This window comes from Caulobacter sp. P1_D6 (assembly GCF_056406095.1).
The window spans coordinates 1-18,707 of the sequence record NZ_JBFUAW010000063.1; the positions used below are offsets into that span (position 1 = coordinate 1).

At 68.8% G+C, this 18,707-nt stretch carries 18 protein-coding genes; 13 read left to right on the forward strand and 5 right to left on the reverse strand.

Annotation, left to right across the window (positions count from 1 at the left end; all coding sequences use genetic code 11):
- Positions 1–79: 79 nt before the first annotated feature.
- Positions 80–382, reverse strand: a complete 303-nt coding sequence (locus AC1DYP_RS23945; protein ID WP_477048437.1) for a DUF6958 family protein — start codon at positions 380–382, stop codon at positions 80–82.
- A 2-nt stretch (positions 383–384) separates the two neighbouring features.
- Entirely contained in the window at positions 385–615 is a 231-nt protein-coding gene (locus AC1DYP_RS23950) for a hypothetical protein (protein ID WP_477048438.1), read from the reverse strand.
- Positions 616–722: 107 nt separating this feature from the next.
- Between AC1DYP_RS23950 and AC1DYP_RS23955 the strand changes: the two genes are divergently transcribed.
- From AC1DYP_RS23955 to AC1DYP_RS23975, 5 genes are all read left to right on the forward strand, one after another.
- Positions 723–3,035 carry a glycoside hydrolase family 3 N-terminal domain-containing protein gene (locus AC1DYP_RS23955; RefSeq protein WP_477048439.1) on the forward strand — a complete coding sequence of 771 codons (2,313 nt, stop codon included), beginning with the start codon at positions 723–725 and terminating at the stop codon, positions 3,033–3,035.
- A 17-nt stretch (positions 3,036–3,052) separates the two neighbouring features.
- On the forward strand, positions 3,053–3,508 hold the full coding sequence (locus tag AC1DYP_RS23960) for a VOC family protein (RefSeq protein ID WP_477048440.1): 456 nt from the start codon (positions 3,053–3,055) through the stop codon (positions 3,506–3,508).
- 99 nt (positions 3,509–3,607) lie between these two features.
- The gene (locus AC1DYP_RS23965; protein WP_477048441.1) at positions 3,608–4,543 is read left to right on the forward strand and encodes a Gfo/Idh/MocA family protein; all 936 of its coding nucleotides are present in this window, start codon (positions 3,608–3,610) and stop codon (positions 4,541–4,543) included.
- A gap of 138 nt (positions 4,544–4,681) precedes the next feature.
- A complete protein-coding gene (locus AC1DYP_RS23970; RefSeq protein WP_477048442.1) occupies positions 4,682–6,451 on the forward strand; it encodes a type I secretion system permease/ATPase in 1,770 nt (589 codons plus the stop codon).
- Positions 6,448–7,821, forward strand: a complete 1,374-nt coding sequence (locus tag AC1DYP_RS23975) for an HlyD family type I secretion periplasmic adaptor subunit (protein ID WP_477048443.1) — start codon at positions 6,448–6,450, stop codon at positions 7,819–7,821. The genes AC1DYP_RS23970 and AC1DYP_RS23975 overlap by 4 nt, the downstream gene beginning before the upstream one ends.
- Positions 7,822–7,949: 128 nt before the next feature.
- Here AC1DYP_RS23975 and AC1DYP_RS23980 read toward each other — a convergent pair whose 3' ends face one another.
- Positions 7,950–9,491 (reverse strand): arylsulfatase, encoded by a 1,542-nt coding sequence (locus AC1DYP_RS23980; protein ID WP_477048444.1) that lies wholly within the window; start codon positions 9,489–9,491, stop codon positions 7,950–7,952.
- Between the two features lie 563 nt (positions 9,492–10,054).
- Between AC1DYP_RS23980 and AC1DYP_RS23985 the strand changes: the two genes are divergently transcribed.
- From AC1DYP_RS23985 to AC1DYP_RS24020, 8 genes are all read left to right on the forward strand, one after another.
- On the forward strand, positions 10,055–11,074 hold the full coding sequence (locus tag AC1DYP_RS23985; protein ID WP_477048445.1) for a helix-turn-helix domain-containing protein: 1,020 nt from the start codon (positions 10,055–10,057) through the stop codon (positions 11,072–11,074).
- 137 nt (positions 11,075–11,211) lie between these two features.
- A complete protein-coding gene (locus AC1DYP_RS23990; protein WP_477048446.1) occupies positions 11,212–12,852 on the forward strand; it encodes a DUF4153 domain-containing protein in 1,641 nt (546 codons plus the stop codon).
- An 11-nt stretch (positions 12,853–12,863) separates the two neighbouring features.
- Positions 12,864–13,586 carry a response regulator transcription factor gene (locus AC1DYP_RS23995; RefSeq protein ID WP_477048447.1) on the forward strand — a complete coding sequence of 241 codons (723 nt, stop codon included), beginning with the start codon at positions 12,864–12,866 and terminating at the stop codon, positions 13,584–13,586.
- Positions 13,583–15,166: a sensor histidine kinase gene (locus AC1DYP_RS24000; protein WP_477048448.1), complete on the forward strand. Its 1,584-nt coding sequence runs from the start codon at positions 13,583–13,585 to the stop codon at positions 15,164–15,166. The genes AC1DYP_RS23995 and AC1DYP_RS24000 overlap by 4 nt, the downstream gene beginning before the upstream one ends.
- Positions 15,167–15,646: 480 nt before the next feature.
- Complete coding sequence (locus tag AC1DYP_RS24005) at positions 15,647–15,979, forward strand: hypothetical protein (protein ID WP_477048449.1); 333 nt, start codon at positions 15,647–15,649, stop codon at positions 15,977–15,979.
- A 161-nt stretch (positions 15,980–16,140) separates the two neighbouring features.
- A complete protein-coding gene (locus AC1DYP_RS24010) occupies positions 16,141–16,560 on the forward strand; it encodes a hypothetical protein (protein WP_477048450.1) in 420 nt (139 codons plus the stop codon).
- Positions 16,561–17,001, forward strand: a complete 441-nt coding sequence (locus AC1DYP_RS24015) for a hypothetical protein (RefSeq protein ID WP_477048451.1) — start codon at positions 16,561–16,563, stop codon at positions 16,999–17,001. It begins immediately after the preceding gene.
- A gap of 257 nt (positions 17,002–17,258) precedes the next feature.
- Positions 17,259–17,642, forward strand: coding sequence for a hypothetical protein (locus AC1DYP_RS24020; RefSeq protein WP_477048452.1), 384 nt, complete (start codon positions 17,259–17,261; stop codon positions 17,640–17,642).
- Between the two features lie 458 nt (positions 17,643–18,100).
- Here AC1DYP_RS24020 and AC1DYP_RS24025 read toward each other — a convergent pair whose 3' ends face one another.
- Together AC1DYP_RS24025 and AC1DYP_RS24030 are read right to left on the reverse strand one after the other, a co-directional pair.
- Positions 18,101–18,274, reverse strand: coding sequence for a hypothetical protein (locus AC1DYP_RS24025; protein ID WP_477032171.1), 174 nt, complete (start codon positions 18,272–18,274; stop codon positions 18,101–18,103).
- 46 nt (positions 18,275–18,320) lie between these two features.
- The coding region (locus tag AC1DYP_RS24030; protein WP_477048453.1) for a hypothetical protein at positions 18,321–18,707 on the reverse strand (387 nt) is incomplete at its 5' end.

Genomic DNA, 18,707 nt, shown 5'->3' on the forward strand with positions numbered 1-18,707 from the left:
GGGAGGATCTAGTCCGAGCAGATGCTCCCCCTCTGGGGGAGCTGTCGCGGAGCGACTGAGGGGGTCTTCCGGCCGCGCTTCACGCTCGCCGATGCAGCCGCAACGGCTTCGTCGCCTCGCGCCGGATCACGCCCTTCGCCTCCAAATCCAGCTGCGCGGCCTTCAGCCACCACCCCGCCTTGTCGCCGCCCGGGAACAGCGCCTCGGGCAGCAGGGGCAGCAGCCGTTCCTTGGCCTCGGCCACCGTCAGCCCAGGCGCGCCGACAGGCAGCACCTGGAGCAACGCCTCGCGCATCGCCTCGTACTTGGCGCGGTCGACGCGCTGCACGTGGCCGGGCGAGGTGAAGTTCTCGATCTCGATCCGGTCGTCGGCCTTCGGCATCGTCAGGTATGGTCCTTGTGCTCGATATGCCCTTCGAGGACCTCGGTTCGGGAGAACACCTCCTCCTGGCCGTCCTGCAGCAGCTCCTCGAAATCGTCCCGGTCGCGCTCGGCCTGGGCCAGGACGAGGCGCAGGGCGTCGACCTCGGTCGGGGCCTCGACCACCACGCTGCGCAGCGGGGCTTCGGGCGGGGCGTCGCCGAGACGGACATCGATGCGCCAGCGGGTGGTCATGCAGCTTCTCCGAGGTTGAAGGCGTTGGTTCGCTCCTCAGGTAACGCACCATTGCACCAAGCGGCGTTTCTAGCGAGGTTGCGGCGAGTTCAGTTCGGGGAGGCTTCATGGCGACGGGTGGCGGGCGACAAGGTCCCTCCTTGCGCGCAGGTCGGCGAAAAGGCGTGGATCGCAGAGCGGTCCTGGCCGGCGCGACGGGCCTGGCGGGGTTCGCCCTGGCCGGAGCGGGCGCGGCCCGCGCCGCCTCGCCCCGCGTGGAAGCCCTGATCGCCCAGATGACCATCGAGGAAAAGGCCGGCCAGCTGTCGTGCTATTCCGACATGATCCGGCCGCCGGTCGGCGACATCAATCCGCTGGTCAACCAGCGCAACACCCAGCAGATCCTGGCCGACGTCCGGGCCGGCCGCATCGGGACGCTGATGAACGGCGTCGGGGTCGAGGGGGCGCTGCTGGCCCAGACCGCCGCGGTCGAGCACTCGCGCCTGCACATCCCGCTGCTGTTCGCCGCCGACGTGATCCACGGCTTCAAGACCATCTACCCGATCCCCCTGGCTGAATCCGCCAGCTTCGACCCCAGCCTGGCCGAGCGCACGGCGCGGGCCGCGGCGATCGAGGCCTCGTCGTACGGCAACCACTGGACCTTCGCCCCGATGGTCGACGTGGCCCGCGACCAGCGCTGGGGCCGGGGCGCCGAGGGCTCGGGCGAGGACGTGTTCCTGGGCGAGGTGATGGCCCAGGCCCGAGTGCGCGGCTTCCAGGGGCGCGACCTGACCGCGCCCGACAGCCTGCTGTCCACCGCCAAGCACTTCGCCGGATACGGCGCGGTGGCGGCGGGGCTGGACTACAACACCGTGGACCTCTCCGAAGAGACCCTGCGCGAGGTGCACCTGCCGCCGTTCAAGGCCGCCTTCGACGCCGGCTGCCTGTCGGTGATGTCGGCCTTCAACGACATCAACGGCGTGCCGTCCACGGCCAACAAGCACCTGCTGACCGACATCCTGCGCGGCGAGTGGAACTTCAAGGGCGTGGTCATCTCCGACTACACCGCCGACCAGGAGCTGGTGGCCCACGGCTTCGCGGCCGACGATAAGGACGCCGCGCGCCTGGCGATCCTGGCCGGGGTCGACATCAGCATGCAGAGCGGCCTCTACAGCCGCTACCTGCCCGAGCTGGTCGCCCAGGGGCGGGTGCCGATGGCCACGGTCGACAACGCCGTGCGCCGGGTGCTGAGCCTGAAGGAGACCCTGGGCCTGTTCGACCGACCGTTCCGCTCGATCGACGCCAAGGCCCAGGCCGCCAACACCGCCACCCCGGCCATGCGGGCGCTGTCGCGGGAGGCGGGCGGCAAGTCCATCGTCCTGCTGCGCAACGACGGCGGCCTGCTGCCCCTGCCGACCAAGGGCAGGAAGATCGCCCTGATCGGACCGTTCGGGCAGGACCGCGACAACATCCTGGGGCCCTGGGCCTTCTTCGGCGATCCCAGCCTGGGCGTCGACCTGGCCACCGGCATCCGCGAGGCGATGGCCGATCCCTCGCAGCTGACCCTCGCCAAGGGCTGCGACGTCGAGAACACCATCCTCGGCGGCTTCGACCAGGCCGTCGCCGCCGCCAAGGCCGCCGACATCGTGCTGCTGGCCGTGGGCGAGAGCCAGAACATGTCGGGCGAGGCCCAGTCGCGCACCGAGATCGGCCTGCCGCGCGTGCAGCAGCAACTGGCCGAGCTGGTCGGGGCCGTGGGCAAGCCGACCGTCGTGCTGCTGCGCCACGGCCGGGCCCTGGTGCTGGAGGGGGCGGTCAAGGCCGCTCCCGCCGTGCTGGCCACCTGGTTCCTGGGCACCGAGACCGGCCACGCCGTGGCCGACGTGCTGTTCGGCAAGGTCAATCCGTCGGCCCGCCTGCCGGTCAGCTTCCCGCACGAGAGCGGCCAGGAGCCGTTCGCCTACAACCACCGCACCACCGGCCGCCCCGCGCCCCAGGCCGACGACAGCCAGGAGTACAAGGCCCGCTGGCGCACCACGCGCAACGAGGCGCTGTACCCGTTCGGCCATGGGCTGTCCTACACCAGCTTCGCGCTCAGCGACGTCAAGCTGTCGACCACGCGCCTGGCCTGGAACGAGAAGCTCATCGTCACCGCCACCGTGGCCAACACCGGCAAGCTCGCTGGTGAGCATGTGGTCCAGCTCTACATCCGCGACCGGGTGGCCAGCCGCACCCGGCCGGTGCGCGAGCTCAAGCGCTTCCTGCGGGTGGCGCTGAAGCCGGGCGAGCGGCGCGAGGTGCGCTTCAGCCTGGAGCGCGGCTCGCTGATGTTCGTCGGCGACAACGACCGCTGGATCGCCGAGCCCGGCATGTTCGACCTGTGGGTGGCCAACAGCGCGGTCGACGGCCTGACGGCCAGCTTCGAGCTGCTGGGGGCGTAAGGGACCGGACCGAAATCATGACCCGAAGCAAACTGCTGCGAATGGACAATATCGGCATCGTGGTGGAATCCCTCGATGACGCCGTCGCCTTCTTCACCGAGCTTGGCCTGACGTTCGAGGGACGGGCCATGGTCGAAGGCGAATGGGCCGGACGCATCACCGGGCTGGGCGATCAGCGCGTCGAGATCGCCATGATGGTCACGCCCGACGGCCACAGCCGCCTGGAGCTCTCGCGTTTCCTGGTCCCGTCCGTCGTCGCCGATCACCGCAACGCCCCGGTCAACGCCCTCGGCTACCTGCGCGCCATGTTCACGGTGAGCGACATCGACGACACCCTGGCCAGGCTCCGCAAGCACGGCGCCCAACTGGTCGGCGAGGTGGTCGAGTACGAGAACGTGTACCGGCTCTGCTACATCCGCGGCCCCGAAGGCCTTCTCATCGGACTGGCGCAACCGCTCGGCGGCGATCAGTAGCGGCTAGGGGGGCGCCCCTAGCCTCACTGGCCGTTTGACATCCCACGCGTCACCAAGCATTTATCCTACAAATAAGCGTTCCCAGAGTCGCGAGGCCCCATGACCGACGCCACCTCCATCCGCGTGGCCCTGATCGGCCTGGGCAAGATCGCCCGCGACCAGCACCTGCCGGCCATGGCCGCCGATCCGCGTTTCGAGCTGGTGGCGATCGTCAGCCGCCACGCCGAACAGCCGGGCCTGCCCAGCTTCCACACCCTGGACGAACTGCTGGCCAGCGGCGTGGCGTTCGACGCGGTGGCCCTGTGCACCCCGCCCCAGGTGCGCCACGGCCTGGCCCGCCAGGCGCTGGAAGCCGGCAAGCACGTGATGCTGGAAAAGCCGCCCGGCGCGACGCTGAGCGAGGTCGAGGACCTGCGCCAGGTCGCCGAGGTCCAAGGCGTCACCCTGCAGACCACCTGGCACTCGCGCCACGCCCCGGCCGTCGCCCCGGCGCGCGACTGGCTGGCCGGCAAGACGATCACCGCGGCCCGCATCAACTGGCGCGAGGACGTGCGGGTCTGGCATCCGGGCCAGGACTGGATCTGGGAGCCGGGCGGCCTGGGGGTGTTCGATCCCGGCATCAACGCCCTGTCGATCGCCACCGCCGTGCTGCCGCGCCCGTTCTTCCTGACGCAGGCGACCCTGCACGTGCCCGAGAACCGCCAGTCGCCGATCCAGGCCGAGCTGTCGTTCGTCGACACCGCCGGCGTGCCGGTCACCGCCGAGTTCGACTTCCTGCAGACCGGTCCGCAGAGCTGGGACATCGAGGTCGACACCGACGGCGGGGCGCTGCGCCTGTCGCACGGCGGCTCCAAGCTGTGGATCGACGGGGCCCTGGTCCACGAGCGGCCCGAGGCCGAGTACCCCGGTCTGTACGCCCGGTTCGCCGAGCTGATCGCCGCCGGAACGTCCGATGTCGACGTCACGCCGCTGCGCCACGTGGCCGACGCCTTCCTCCTGGGCCGTCGCGTCACGGCGCCCGCTTTCGTGGAGTAGGACGCCGGTCCTCGACCATTCGGCGCAACGACGTTCTTGCAAATTGGCGGGTCGCAACGTTAGGTACCGCCCAGGGGCGTGAGACCTGCGTGCGGCGAATGGAGCTGACGGAGAGGGACGCGTCCTGGGGAGAGACGCGTGAAGTTCCTGGATGCACCGCTGCCGCCGCCTCTGGTCGCCGCCCTGCGGGCGTGCCGCCCGCACCTGATGGCCGCCGCCGTGTTCAGCGCCTTCATCAACCTGCTGCTGCTGGCCCCGACCATCTACATGATGCAGGTCTACGACCGGGTGGTGCCCACCGAGGGCCGGCTGACCCTGCTGTACCTGACCCTGGTCGTGGCCTTCGCCCTGGGCACCCAGACCGCCCTGGAATCGGTGCGCTCGCGGCTGCTGACCCTGGCGGGCCTGCGCCTGGACCGGCTGCTGGCCGGCGGCATCCTGCAGAAGCTGATGAGCGCCATGGCCCCCGGCGCCTCGGCCCAGGGCATGCGCGAGTTCGACGTCGTGCGCCAGGCCCTGTCGGGCCCCGTGGCCGTCGCCGTCTTCGACATCCCGTGGACCCCGATCTACGTGCTGGTCGCCTTCATGATCCACCCGGCCCTGGGCGCGATGACCATCGTCGGCGGCGCGGTGCTGGTGGTGCTGGCGGTGTTCAACGAGCGGGCCACGCGGACACGGGCCCGGGAGGCCTTCATGGCCCAGGCCCAGGCCTACGCCTCGCAGGAAGCGGCCGCCGCCAACGGCGAGGTCGTGCGGGCTCTCGGCATGCGCGGCGCCCTGCGCGAGCGCCAGCTGGCCGATCGCCGCGTCGGCCTGGACCTGTCGGCCAAGGCCCAGTTCACGGGCGGCGGCTATTCGGCGGCCACCAAGTTCACCCGCATGTTCCTGCAGTCGGCGGCCCTGGGCCTGGGCGCCTGGCTGGCGGTCGACAAGCAGATCTCGGCGGGCGCGATCATCGCCGCCTCGGTGCTGATGAGCCGCGCCCTGCAGCCGATCGAGCAGCTGGTCGGCTCCTGGGGCGTGGTCGGCCAGGTGCGCGGCGCGCTGAACAACCTGATCAAGCTGTTCCCCAACCGGGGGATGGAGATGTCCGGCACCCAGCTGCCGGCCCCGACCGGGGCGCTGGCCCTGGAACAGGTGGCCGTGCGCGCGCCCGGCGAAGGCCCGGTGCTGCTGCGCGGCGTCTCGTTCCGCCTGACGCCGGGCGAGATCCTGGGCGTCATCGGTCCCAGCGGCGCGGGCAAGACCACCCTGGCGCGGGTGGCCGCCGCGGCGATCGCGCCCGACGCGGGCGTGGTGCGCCTGGACGGCGCCAACCTGGTCGACTGGGACGGCGACCGGCTGGGCCGCTACATCGGCTATGTGCCGCAGGACTCGGGCCTGATGGCCGGCACGATCAAGGACAACATCTCGCGCTTCGCCACCTGGGTGGGGGCCGATGCGGCGATCGTCGACGCCGAAGTGGTGGCCGCGGCCCAGGCGGCGGGGGTGCATGAGCTGATCCTGCGCCTGCCCAAGGGCTACGACACCCTGCTGGGCGCCGGCGGACGCGGTCTCTCGGCCGGCCAGGCCCAGCGCGTGGCCCTGGCGCGCGCCCTGTACGGCGAGCCGCCGCTGCTGATCCTGGACGAGCCCAACTCGGCGCTCGACGCCGACGGCGAGGCGGCGCTGAACAGCGCGCTGCTGGCCGCCAAGGCGCGCAAGGCCGCGATCCTGATCGTCGCCCACCGCACCGGCATCCTCAACGTCGCCGACCGCCTGCTGGTGCTGCGCGAAGGCCAGATCGAGATGCTCGGCCCCCGGGTGGAGGTGGTCGCCAAGATGGCCGAGGCCGCCCAGGCCCAGGCCAAGGGGAGCGGCGCCAAGCCGGCTTCCGCCACGACCGCCCTGCAGGCCGCCAAGCCATGACCGACACGATGTTCCAAGCCTCGAGCGAAAAGCCGGGCGAAGCCCCCAACGTCCCGCCGCGCCTGTCGGACGATCCGGCCATGGCCATCCGCATCGGCGCGGGGGTGGCGGGCCTGTTCTTCGTCGGCTTCCTGGGCTGGGCGGCCCTGGCGCCGCTGGACGCCGGCGCCTACGCCCACGGGGTGATCGCCGTGGCGGGCAACCGCCAGTCGGTCCAGAACCGCGAGGGCGGGGTGGTCACGGCCATCCGGGTGGTCGAGGGCCAGAGCGTGGTCAAGGGCCAGATCCTGGTCGAGCTGTCGGCCTCGGAGCTGCGGGCCAGCGAGCGGGGCATGACCGGCGAGGTCCTGACCCTGCTGGCCCAGCGCGCCCGCCTGGTCGCCGAGCGCGACAAGCAGGCCGGTTTCGCCGCCCCGCCCGAATTCGCCAAGCTGGAGCCCGAGGACAGGCCGCTGGCCGAGGACGCCCTGCGCCTGCAACGCCAGCAATTCCAGGCCCGTCGAAGCTCGCTGCAGACCCAGCGCGGCGTGCTCAACCAGCGGATCCTGCAACTGAGCCAGCAGACCAGCGGCGCCGAGCGTCAGCTGGACGCCAACCGCGAGCAGCAGAAGCTGATCGAGGAGGAGCTGGCGGGCGTGCAGGAGCTGGCCGCCAAGGGCTACGCGCCCAAGACCCGGGTCCTGGCCCTGCAGCGCAGCGCCGCCTCCCTGACCGGCGAGGACGGCGCCTATCGCGCCCAGATCGCCCGCTCCGGCGAGCAGATCGGCGAGACCCGGCTGCAGACCCTGTCGCTGGAGCGGCAGATGATGGAGGAGGTCTCCGGCCAGCTGCGCGACGTGCAGGTGCGGCTCGACGACCTGCAGCCCAAGGTGCTGGCCGCCCGCGAGCAGCTGGCGCGCGCCACGGTCCGCGCCCCCTCGGGCGGCAAGGTGGTGGGGCTCAGCGTCTTCACGGTCGGCGGGGTGGTGGCGCCCGGCCAGACCCTGATGGAGATCGTGCCCCAGGACCGCCGCCTGGTGATCCAGGCCAAGGTCTCGCCCAACGACGCCGACGACCTCAAGCCCGGCCAGAAGACCCAGATCCGCTTCACCTCGCTGCACGAGCGCGACCTGCCGCTGCTGAACGGCACCCTGACCGAGCTGTCGGCCGACAGCTTCACCGACGAGAAGACCGGCGCCCAGTACTTCCGGGCCGAGGTCGCCGCGCCGCCGCAGGAACTGGAAAAGATCCGAAAGATCCGCGGCGCCCAGTCGGGCCTGCAGGCCGGCCTGCCGGTCGAGGTGCTGATCCCGCTGCGCAAGCGCTCGGCCCTGGCCTACCTGGTCGAACCGCTGTTCCAGACCTTCTGGCGGATGGGCCGGGAGCACTAGGGTTTATCAGCAGCCTACACGTTGGCTGCTCCGGTCAACGACGCTGAAGCGGGAATAGCGGTCGGCTGTTCGGCGTCGTGGGCAGACGTTTACGGTGGATCGACGTTTAGGACCACTCGGACGCCACATCAGTTCTTACGGCCGCCATCCTGCAGCGCCTCCAGAGCCTTCTCCACGCCCAGCGAGCCTGAGACTTGGCTTGGCGGGTAGTCTTTGAAGGTGGAGAGGAACTGACCCATGATGACGGTGGCGGGCATCATGACCCACAGCTTTTCTCCCCACCATTGGCCGTATGACGTCGATTCGCTCTGATATCGCTCCCACGGATCGACGCGCAGATTGGTCACGATCGGCACGTTGGTGGAGTCTTCCTTTCCGCTGAACAGGTTGCCGACAATCGTCTTGAACGTGATCTTCCATTGGTCGTAGCGCAGGGCCATGAGATCGGCGTTGTCGCTGAAATAGAAGAACTCGCGGCGCGGACCTTCAGTGACCTCGCCTTCGAAGAACGGCTTGAAGTCGTAACCGTCGAGGTGGGTCCGGAAGGTCTTCTCGCCCGCTTGGTGTCCGGCGAGCAGCTTCTCCTTGATCTCCGTCTCGCCCGCCGCGGCGACCAAGGTCGGCAGCCAGTCTTCGGCCGACATGACGTCGTTGATGATGACACCGGGCTCGATGACGCCGGGCCACTTCGCCAGCATCGGCACGCGGAAGCCGCCTTCGTACACGGTACCTTTCTCGCCTCGAAACGGATGGTTGCCGCCGTCGGGCCAGCTGAAGATTTCCGCGCCGTTGTCGCTGGTGAACAGCACGATCGTGTTGTCCGCGATGCCCAGTTCGTCGAGCTTGGCGAGCAGTTCGCCAACAATCCAGTCCAGCTCGGCCATGGCGTCGGCGAACAGACCGTAGCCGGTCTTGCCGTCCCATTGCTTGGACAGGTGCGTCCAGGAGTGGCACCGCGTCGAGTTGTGCCAGAGGAAAAACGGCTGTCCCGCCTTGACCGAGCGGTCGATGAAGTCGCACGAGCGACGCACCAGATCGGCATCGATGTCTTCCATGCTGACCTTGGCGGCGGGGTCCATGCCCGGATGCGGCGGCAACGGACCGGCGTCGGTGATCTTCTGTTTGCCGACCCGTCCCCAGCGCGGATCGTCCGTGGGGTCGTCGACCTCGGTGGCGACACTGCTGACGATGTTGCGCGGGCCGAACTTCGTCAGGAATTCCGGGTTTTTGGGGTACTCCGGGTCGTACGGCTCTTCCATCGCATTGAGGTGGTAGAGGATCCCGTGGAACTCGTCGAAGCCGTGCACGGTGGGCAGGTATTCGTTGCGGTCGCCCAAGTGGTTCTTGCCGATCTGCGCCGTGGCGTAGCCGAGGGGCTTGAGCAGTTCGGCGATCGTCGGATCGGTGTCTTGCAAGCCCTGCTTTGCCGCTGGCAGGCCGACTTTTAGCAGCCCCGTGCGGAACGGCGTCTGCCCAGTGATGAACGCGGCGCGTCCCGCCGTGCAGGATTGTTGCCCGTAATAATCGGTGAAAAGCGCCCCCTCCTGGGCGAGCCGATCGATGTTCGGCGTGCTGCCGCCCATCATGCCGCGATGGTAGGCGCTGATGTTCCATATGCCCACGTCATCGGCCATGACCATGATGATGTTGGGCTTGGCTGAGGCGGCCATCGGACACTCCTGCTGGTCGTGGCCAAACGGGCCCCGCACGAAGAGATTTAAGGCTCGCGACCCTGGGGTCGCCATCGGGGATTCCCCGCGCCAGACCGCAGGGACATTGCCTAGGGGCGCCGCTGGGACTGTCCGACTAGGGCCCAAGTTCGCCCTGACGCCTTGTCGGCAGACGGACCCTACGGATCGCCACCCGCCAGCGCTGTCATTGGCAAAATAAAAGGCGGGCCTCCCCCAAGGCCCGCCTTCAGTCTGAGTCCCCCTCGGGACGTGGGCGACGCTAATCGCGAAGACCCCCCCAGGCCTCGCGGTGCGTCGTTCTCCGAGCCGATGACTTCGCGTCCAAGCGTCGGTGAATACGGTCCCGGACGATTATTGATCACTGATCAGCGTTCGTCCGAAGGGACCGACACCAGTAAGGCTTTGCGCGGCGTAGCCATTACATGCCGGTCCCATTTTCTTGATCCTTCGTCTCAAAGGAAATCGTCCCCCTCGCGTGGTGCGACGAACGCCCGCATTGGGCGGATACGGTAAATACGTGATTGTGCCTTGGGGGAGGCCACATGAGTGAACCTTTGAGTCCGCCTGCCGAGTCCGTGTTTCGGCTTGGGCGATCGAACTTCAGCACCCGGAGCGTCCCGCCCGAGGAGCGACACGATTACTATCGCCGAGAGGTGCTGGTCGCGCTGGACGCCCGCGACCCCGAACCGGGGTTCTCGGCCAACATCACCTCGCTGCGCCTGGGCCCCCACGCCTTCTACGTGACCGAGACCGGCGGCCACACGATGTTCCGCACGCCGCAGATGATCGCCGCCGACGGCCTCGACCACTATATCGTCCAGTTCAACATCGCCGGCTCGCACACCGGCGACTTCGACGGCGTGTCCTTCTCGTTCGGCCCGGGCGAGGTCGGGATCTGCGACCTGTCGCGGCCGATGCTGCTGCACAGCACGGCGGTCAAGGTTCTGAGCACCTTCCTGCCCCGCGCCGACGTCCAGGCCGTGGCGCCCGGCGTCGAGCTGCACGGCATGGTGCTGGACGGCAACCGCGCCGGCCTGCTGATCGAGCATTTGACGGCGGTTACCCGCTGGTTCCCGCAGCTGTTGCCGGAGACCCTGCCGGGCATCACCCGCGCCACCACCGAGCTGCTGGGCGCCTGCCTGGCGATGGAGGCCGGACGGGCCGACTTCGGCGTGCGCGAGTCGCCGGTGCTGCTGCGGGCCCGCGCCTATGTCGAGCACAACCTGCTGGAGCCCAGCCTGAACCCGGCCCGGATCAGCGAAGCCCTGGGCGTGTCGCGCTCCACCCTTTACCGGCTGTTCGAGCCGCTGGGCGGGGTGACGGCCTATATCTGGGAGCGCCGCCTGCACCTGGCCCGCGCCGCCCTGCTGGACCCCAAGCGGGCCCGGCGGATCAGCGAGATCGCCTTCCAGTGCGGCTTCAGCAGCGAGGCCCACTTCAGCCGCAGCTTCCGCAAGGCCTTCAACATCCGCCCCAGCGACCTGCGCTCGCTGCAGCCCAGCCTGGTCGACGAACCCGACACCCCGTTCTCGCGATGGAGCGACACGGCGACGGGGGCTTAGGGCGCGCTAGCACCCTCTCCCCATGGGAGAGGGTTTCAGTAACGCTGCATCAAATCTGCACGGCAAACGCGTCGCTGGACCGGCTTTGTCTCGACCCCGCGCGGGCACTCAACGGGCTCCTTCGGTCGGAGCCCGCCATGCCGCTTTCCCGTCGCCCGCGCGACCTGTCCTTCACGCTCAAGGCCAGCGCCGCGCTCGCCCTGGCGGTCGTCGCCGACCTGCTGTTCTGGGGTCATCGGATCGGCTGGACCCTGGGCGCCTTCGCCCTGCTGCTGACCCTGGCCGCGACCGCCCTGCATCCGCACGCCCGTCGTGACCTCAAGGCCGGCTGGGCGCTGGTCGCGGCGACCGTGCTGGCGATCCTCCTGGTCTGGGCGCCCAGCCTGCTGGGCTGGCTGCTGTTCTGGGCGATGCTGAGCCTGGCGGTCCTGCTGCCCCGGGCCGCGCGCTTCGACGACGCCTGGCGCTGGAGCCAGCGCCTGGTCGCCCAGGCCGTGGTCGGGCTGTTCGGGCCGTGGCTCGATCTTCGCCGGGCGCGCAAGGCGGGCCGGACGACGGCGCCGGGCTGGAACTGGCGGGGGATCGTGCCGCTGCTGGCCCTGCCGGTCGTGGGCGGGGCCGTGTTCCTGACCCTGTTCGCCGCCGCCAATCCCGTGATCGGCCAGGCCCTGTCGACCCTGAGATTGCCCGTCTTCAGCGGCGACCTGTTCTGGCGGGCGGTCTTCTGGCTGATGGTGCTGACCCTGGCCTGGAGCCTGCTGCGGCCGCGCCGCCGCCGCGCCCTGCCGACGGGCAAACCCCGGTCCCCGGGCGCCGTCGCGGGAGTCTCGATCGCCTCGGTGACCCTGTCGCTGATCGTCTTCAACGCCCTGTTCGCGCTGCAGAACGGCCTGGACGCGGTGATCCTGTGGGGCGGGGCCGGACCGCCCGCCGGCCTGACCCTGGCGGAGTACGCCCATCGCGGCGCCTATCCGCTGATCGCCACGGCGCTGCTGGCGGGCCTGTTCGTGCTGGTTGCCCTGGACCCGCGCATGCCGACCGCCAAGGTCCCGCTGGTCCGCGTGCTGGTGGTGCTGTGGGTGGGCCAGAACCTGTTCCTGGTGGCCTCCAGCATCCTGCGGACGGTCGACTACGTGCAGGTCTATTCCCTGACCCGCCTGCGGATCGCCGCCCTGGTCTGGATGGGGCTGGTCGGGCTGGGCCTGGTGCTGATCTGCTGGCGGATGCTGCGCGGCAGGAGCGGGGCCTGGCTGATCAACGCCAACGCCGCCGCGGCCTTGGTGGTGCTGGTCGCCGCCTGCGGGGTCGACCTGGGCGCGGTGGCCGCCGCCTGGAACGTCCGCCACGCCCGGGAGGCGGGCGGCCAGGGACCGGAGCTGGACGTCTGCTACCTGAACGAACTGGGTCCGTCGGCCCTGGTCTCGCTGGTCGAGGCCGAGCGCCGTTCGACCTCGCCGGAGCTGGCCGACCGCGTCGCCTGGGTGCGGGAGCGGGCCCTGATCGGCCTGCGGATCCGACAGGCCGACTGGCGCGCCTGGACGCCGCGCGGCGCCCTGCGGCTGGAGCGGGTCCGCGCCCTGAAGCGCGAACGCCCCCTGATCCACAGCGCCCGGGGCTATCCGCGACAGTGCGACGGCCGCCCCGTGATGCTCCCGGAGCCCGAACCGCCGCCCGAACCGTCGCCGTCGCCCCAACCGCCGTCGTATGACGCGCCCGCGACCAGCCAGGACGTCCTGCCGTCGACCCCCGACCCGTTGACCAAAAGCCCGGAGCACTGAACATGAGGCCCATGCAGCGCACGATCCTGGTCGTCGACGACGATCCCCACATCCGCCAGCTCCTGGTGTTCGCCCTGGCCAAGGTGGGCTTGCAGACCCGCGAGGCGGCCGACGGCGAGGCGGCCCTGGCTTCCGTCGCCGAACGCGCGCCGGACTTGGTGGTGCTGGACATCAACATGCCGCGCCTGGACGGGCTGGAGGTCTGCCGCCGCCTGCGGGCCCAGGGCGACCTGCCGATCCTGTTCCTGTCCTCGCGCGACGACGAGATCGACCGGGTGCTGGGCATCGAGCTGGGCGCCGACGACTACGTGGTCAAGCCGTTCAGCCCGCGCGAGGTGGTGGCCCGCGTCCAGGCGATCCTGCGGCGCACGGGCGGCAAGAGCGCCGAGGCCGGGCCGGCCGACGGCCTGATCGTCCGGGGCAAGCTGACCCTCGACCCCGAGGCCTGGAGCGCGGCCTGGGCGGGCGGCGAGGTGTCGCTGACCGTCACCGAGTTCACGATCCTGCGCACCCTGGCCGCGACCCCGACCAAGGTGTTCAGCCGCGACGCCATCATCGACCGCCTGCGCGGCCCGGGCTTCGCGGTCACCGACCGCACCATCGACAGCCACGTGCGCAACCTGCGGGCCAAGTTCGCCGGGGTGGGCGGGCACGACGTGATCGAGACGCGGGCCGGGATCGGCTATCGGCTCGGCGCTTGCCAAGGGGTTTCAGGAACGGGCGTCGCCGGATGAGCAGCTGGCTGCGGCGCTGGTGGCCGGCCCTGCGCCTGCGGACCATCCTGCTGACCGTGCTGCTGTTCGCCGCCGCCATGCCGGCCATCGGGGCGGTGTTCCTGCGCACCTACGAGAACACCCTGATCCGTCAGACCGAGGCCGAGCTGACGTCGCAGGGCGCCGCGCTCGCGTCGGCCGCCGCCAACCTGTGGCCCGGCGCGGTGCGCGACCTGACGCCGGCCGACCCCGACGCCCGCGACGACCCCGGCTACTACCGCCCCGAATCCACCAGCGTCGACCTGCGCACTTCGCCGGTGCTGCCCGAGCGCCCGGCGTCGGTCCCTGGCCAGACCGCCGACCCCAAGGCCGAGACGGCGGCCGAGGTGCTGGAGCCGATCTTCGACCAGACCAGCCGCAGCACCCTGGCCTCGATCCTGATCGTCGACCGCCACGGCGTGGTGGTGCGGGGGCTGGGGCAGGGCGGCAGCCTCGCGGCCCTGCCCGAGATCCAGGCGGCCCTGCACGGCCATTCGCGCACCGTCCTGCGCCGCAACGGGGCCTATCATCCGCGCTATTCGTTCGAGTGGCTCAGCCGCGCCTCGGCCGTGCGCCTGCACCACGCGCGGCCGGTGACGGTCAACGGCCAGGTGGTCGGCGCGCTGCTGCTGTCGCGCTCGCCCCGGGCGCTGTTCCGCGGCGTCTACCAGGACCGGGGCAAGCTGCTGGTCGGGGCGGGGGCGACGATCCTGCTGCTGGTGCTGCTGTCGGGCCTGGTGTCGCGCGGCGTGACCCGGCCGATCGAGGCGCTCAGCGCCGCCACCCGCAGCGTGGCCGCCGGCCAGGGCAGCGTGCCGGAGACCCCCGCCACCGCCGCCGTCGAGATCCGCGACCTCTACCAGGACTTCCGGGTGATGGCCGACGCCATCGCCGTGCGCTCACGCTACCTGCGCGACTTCGCCTCCGCCGTCAGCCACGAGTTCAAGACCCCGCTGGCCGGGATCACCGGGGCGGTCGAGCTGCTGGACGACCATTTCGACACCATGACCCCGGACGAGCGCCGCCGCTTCCTGGGCAACATCTCGGCCGACAGCGCCCGGCTCTCGCAACTGGTCGGCCGGCTGATGGACCTGGCCCGGGCCGACATGGCCATGCCCCAGGCGGGCGTCGTGACCGACCTGGCCTCGACCGCGCGCCGCGTCGCCGACGCCCAGGGCGGCGGGCAGGGCGGCCGGGGACTGGACATCGCGCTGGACCTGCCCGCCGACCTGCCGCCCGTGGCCGCGCCCGAGGCGACGATCGAGGCGGTGCTGACCGCCCTGGCCGAGAACAGCCGCCAGGCCGGGGCCACGAGGCTGCGGATCAGCGGCGCGGCGGTGGGTGACGAGATCGTCCTGCGCGTCAGCGACAACGGCCCCGGCGTCCCGCCCGCCGACCGCGACCGCCTGTTCGAACCGTTCTTCACCAGCCGGCGGGAAACGGGCGGGACGGGGTTGGGGCTTTCCATCGCGCGGTCGCTGCTGGCGGCGAGTTCGGGGCGGATTTCGCTGGTCGAGGAGGAGGCGGGGGCGGTGTTCGAGGTGGGGGTGTTGAAGGGGTGAGGGTTGGGGCGGTTGAAGGGCCACCTACGACCCTAGTCGGACCTTCCGGAAAGGGTTGGATCCGTTAGGGTGAAGTCATGACACTGCCGCGATATGTCAAAACGCCATGGTCTGAGGACGATGTTCCTATCGGTGAGCCGTCATTGTTCTTCTACGAAATTGACGACGCCGCTGACGCCGTTACGCGTAGCGTCTGGGTTTACGCTGACGGCCTAGTTGCTCGGAACAGCATCGAGATTGAGGAACGAACCGGCAAAGGTTGCCCTTCTCTGATCGATTGCTCCCTGGCGCGCGGTTTTGAGGGAGCGGACCTCGAAAAGATTACTCCTGACGAGTTTCAGAACGCGTGGGACAGGGGCGTTGATACGCCCTTTTGGACTGTCGCCTAACCACCCGTTGCGGACCGGGTGTAGGTCCGGTCCGGGGCGTGGCGATGAACGACCCGTTGCGGGCCTTGAGTTTTTCAGTGATCGTCTCGCCATGAAAAGACTGTGGCTGGCTACGCTGCTCCTGGCGACCTCGTGTGGTGACGGCCCCCCCTCCGTCAGCCATGCTGACTTCAAGAAGATCAAACCCGGGGCGACCTATTCGGACGTCGCCGCGCTCATTGGGTTCGAAGGGCGCAAGGTTTCTGGGCAAGATCACATCATCGGATCGATCGCCGTCCCGGATGAAGGTCTGTCACCAGGAGAAGACGTGTTCATCTGGATGAACAAGGACGGATCGAACGTGAGTGTGAAGTTCTACCAGCGGCGAGCCATTCAGGCTGCGGAGTGGGATTTGTGCACGCGTAGGAAACTCTGCTTCAAGTGAGCGCGTCGACGGAGACGGAGCTTCGCGGTTTCCGCTTTCCCCTAGCTGACGTTCGTGACGTGCGCACCAGGGCGGACTAGCTCAAGGTCCGACCTTGGCGCCGGCGCCAATTTCCGCACCCGACCCGTTGCGGACATCTCTGAGAGGCGGGAGATTAAGCTATGCAGTCGAAGAGACTACCCCATGGTGTTACTATCGCCTTCTTTATGGCGACTGCTGCTTCGTTCGTAGCCCAATGGCACGTGGGGATCGCGCACGGTTTCCCTGTCGGTCCGGCGCTGTCGCTGGTGATGCTCTTCTCAGTCCTTGCCGCACTAACTCCATCTTTCACCCGCACCATTCGGCTGCGTGCGTGGGAGTGGAAACCGGCGGCCATCGCCTTGGTCGGGCTTCTCGTCATGGAGTTGATTTGGCGCTGGTTCCTGTCGCCATTTCCTGACGTTTACAAACGCGTGGCGCTCGTAATTTTCAGCGCAGAGCCTGTGATAGTCGCGCTTGGCGTTGTGGCTGTCATCGCCGAATGGCGCAGGCATCGTCAAATCTGCCCTCAACCAGAGCACTTGTTTTCGTCTCAGCGGTGAATGTCCGGCATCCACCCCGAACAGACCTTCACCACGTCCGCTTTCCGGCACGATGTCCAAGGTCTGGTTTCGGGGGCGGTCCTAATTTTCGGACCCGACCCGTTGCGGACATTGCGACGCTCGTCGGCCGTAAGTAGCTTGCGGTTTACTGTGGCGCCGGAAAGCAATGCGATGAAACGACCGACATGGCTTCGACGCTTGATCGGGCAACTCCTGAGCAAATACATCCTGTTAGTGCTTCTGGTAGCCGCATTCCTAGCCATCATTATGTTCAACGCGGACGCCCTGCGCGAGGTACCGATCCAAGCCACGAATGAGGTCTATCCCGTGCTAACCGACACGGGGATCATGTACCTAGGCCCTTGGCGCGCCCTGCTGTCCTGGCTGATCGTTCCACTCTTCGCGGCGATGTTCCTGCTGACCCGCAACGACCGAGACTAGTAGGTTGCGATCGTACCAGTTGGCTTGATGTGGTTTGTTCTTCTCACGCTCGCCAACATCGTGGGCGTCGCCGCATAGTCCTACTTCCACCCTATGCGCTGTTCGGAATGCCTGGTTGTCGGTGCTCACTGCGAAGGTCCGCTTGCGGCGCCGGCGCCGGTTTCCGCCTCCGACCCGTTGCGGACATTCCTGACCTCGGCCATGGTGCCAGCATCAGAAAGGTTGGTTCATAGTGTTGGTGAATGCTTGTTTTTAGAATGTTCCTTCTTCTAGTCATCGGTGTAGCTGGTTTCTGGGCTGGCGGACTGACGGTTGGACCTATCTCGATCACCCTGCAGGTCGCTTCGTTGATCACCTTCGTTATTAATTTGATTTCAATCATCCGAGATGCTTCAAATAAAGGCGAAAAAGAACAAACCTTATTTGCTAATAGCGATCTATCTTCTTGGTATCCGGTAGCGGTAATCGCTGCTTATGTGGCGATATTTTTACTTGTGTTTGGATTTGACATGGTCCTGACGGCGATCCGCCCACGGGGTCAGGTGATAGATGTGGAAACCTATTTGAAGCACGGAGCTATACTGATGGCTCTAGGCGTGTCCCTCGGTGCCATATCTCGGATTTTCGGCCGTAAGGAGTGATTATTTGGTCTCCACGAAGGTCGGCTGCCCACCCTTAGCTGACCTTCAGGATGTCCGCTGGTTGGAAACTCCCATCCGCCCCGGATGGGGGCCGCGCCTTAAAGCCTTGGTGGATCGGAGCTCTGGCGTCTGACCGAGTCAAGGACGACGCGTCGCCGCGACGCGGCCGCCAGAGGCGGTCCTTGACACGGCCTCGCCGCTGCGGGCGGTCTTTCGACATCCCCGACGTCCGTCATCCTCGGACTTGTTCCGAGGACCCCTGTCTCCGCCGCGAAGGCCGTGGGGTGGCGGGCCGGCCCGCCAATGAACCGACGGCCCGGCTGAACGCGGGGTCCTCGGAACAAGTCCGAGGATGACGGTGTGAAATGGAACGGGACGGGATTCTCCTGCTGGCTCAGCAGGCCCCACCCGACCCTGGCGCCGCCAGGGCCACCCTCCCCACAAGGAGAGGGAAGGACCTACGGCCGCCGCCGCATCCCCCTTACCGCCCGCCTCGCGGTGATCACCCCGATCGTCGCGATCACCGCGCCGCCCAGGCGCCAGGTGTCGCCCGTCTGGGTGAAGGCGGCGGCGACGCCGGCGGCCACGAGGGCGGCGCCGAGCAGGATCTGGAGCAGGACGGGTCGGGTCATGCGGCACAGGTAGGGCGGGGGGCGCGGTTGCGAAACCCCTCGCGGCTCACAACCGTCCGCGACGCCCGCCCTTCAGCTTGTCCAGCGCCCGCCGGGTGTGTTCGGCCTGCGCCGCCACGGGGGCGTCCACGGGCGGGGCGGCCGGCGTCGTGGCCATGATCATCGCGCTGACGTTCGCCACGCCCTGGGCGGCATGCAGGCCGGCGGCAGCGGTTTCGGCCAGCTGCGGCTTGCCGCGCGGCGTCGGGACGATCAGGGCGACCTTGCGGGCCATGGCGGCCAATTCGCCGATCGCCTTGGCCTTGTCGCGGGCCTGGCGGATCAGGACGGGATTGGTGGAGGCCTCGATGCTCGCCCAGGCCGCTTCGAGGGCGGCCATCAGCTTGAGCTGGAAGGTCAGGCACCGGGTGGGGATGTCGATGGTGGCTTGGGT

Coding starts and splice junctions, on each gene's coding strand:
- AC1DYP_RS24005 (WP_477048449.1), top strand. CDS start 15,647: ATGAAAAGACTGTGGCTGGCTACGCTGCTCCTGGCGACCTCGTGTGGT.
- AC1DYP_RS24025 (WP_477032171.1), bottom strand. CDS start 18,274: ATGACCCGACCCGTCCTGCTCCAGATCCTGCTCGGCGCCGCCCTCGTG.
- AC1DYP_RS23985 (WP_477048445.1), top strand. CDS start 10,055: ATGAGTGAACCTTTGAGTCCGCCTGCCGAGTCCGTGTTTCGGCTTGGG.
- AC1DYP_RS24000 (WP_477048448.1), top strand. CDS start 13,583: ATGAGCAGCTGGCTGCGGCGCTGGTGGCCGGCCCTGCGCCTGCGGACC.
- AC1DYP_RS23980 (WP_477048444.1), bottom strand. CDS start 9,491: ATGGCCGCCTCAGCCAAGCCCAACATCATCATGGTCATGGCCGATGAC.
- AC1DYP_RS23990 (WP_477048446.1), top strand. CDS start 11,212: ATGCCGCTTTCCCGTCGCCCGCGCGACCTGTCCTTCACGCTCAAGGCC.
- AC1DYP_RS23965 (WP_477048441.1), top strand. CDS start 3,608: ATGACCGACGCCACCTCCATCCGCGTGGCCCTGATCGGCCTGGGCAAG.
- AC1DYP_RS23975 (WP_477048443.1), top strand. CDS start 6,448: ATGACCGACACGATGTTCCAAGCCTCGAGCGAAAAGCCGGGCGAAGCC.
- AC1DYP_RS23945 (WP_477048437.1), bottom strand. CDS start 382: ATGCCGAAGGCCGACGACCGGATCGAGATCGAGAACTTCACCTCGCCC.
- AC1DYP_RS23950 (WP_477048438.1), bottom strand. CDS start 615: ATGACCACCCGCTGGCGCATCGATGTCCGTCTCGGCGACGCCCCGCCC.
- AC1DYP_RS23995 (WP_477048447.1), top strand. CDS start 12,864: ATGCAGCGCACGATCCTGGTCGTCGACGACGATCCCCACATCCGCCAG.
- AC1DYP_RS24015 (WP_477048451.1), top strand. CDS start 16,561: ATGTCCGGCATCCACCCCGAACAGACCTTCACCACGTCCGCTTTCCGG.
- AC1DYP_RS24010 (WP_477048450.1), top strand. CDS start 16,141: ATGCAGTCGAAGAGACTACCCCATGGTGTTACTATCGCCTTCTTTATG.
- AC1DYP_RS24020 (WP_477048452.1), top strand. CDS start 17,259: ATGTTCCTTCTTCTAGTCATCGGTGTAGCTGGTTTCTGGGCTGGCGGA.
- AC1DYP_RS23955 (WP_477048439.1), top strand. CDS start 723: ATGGCGACGGGTGGCGGGCGACAAGGTCCCTCCTTGCGCGCAGGTCGG.
- AC1DYP_RS23960 (WP_477048440.1), top strand. CDS start 3,053: ATGACCCGAAGCAAACTGCTGCGAATGGACAATATCGGCATCGTGGTG.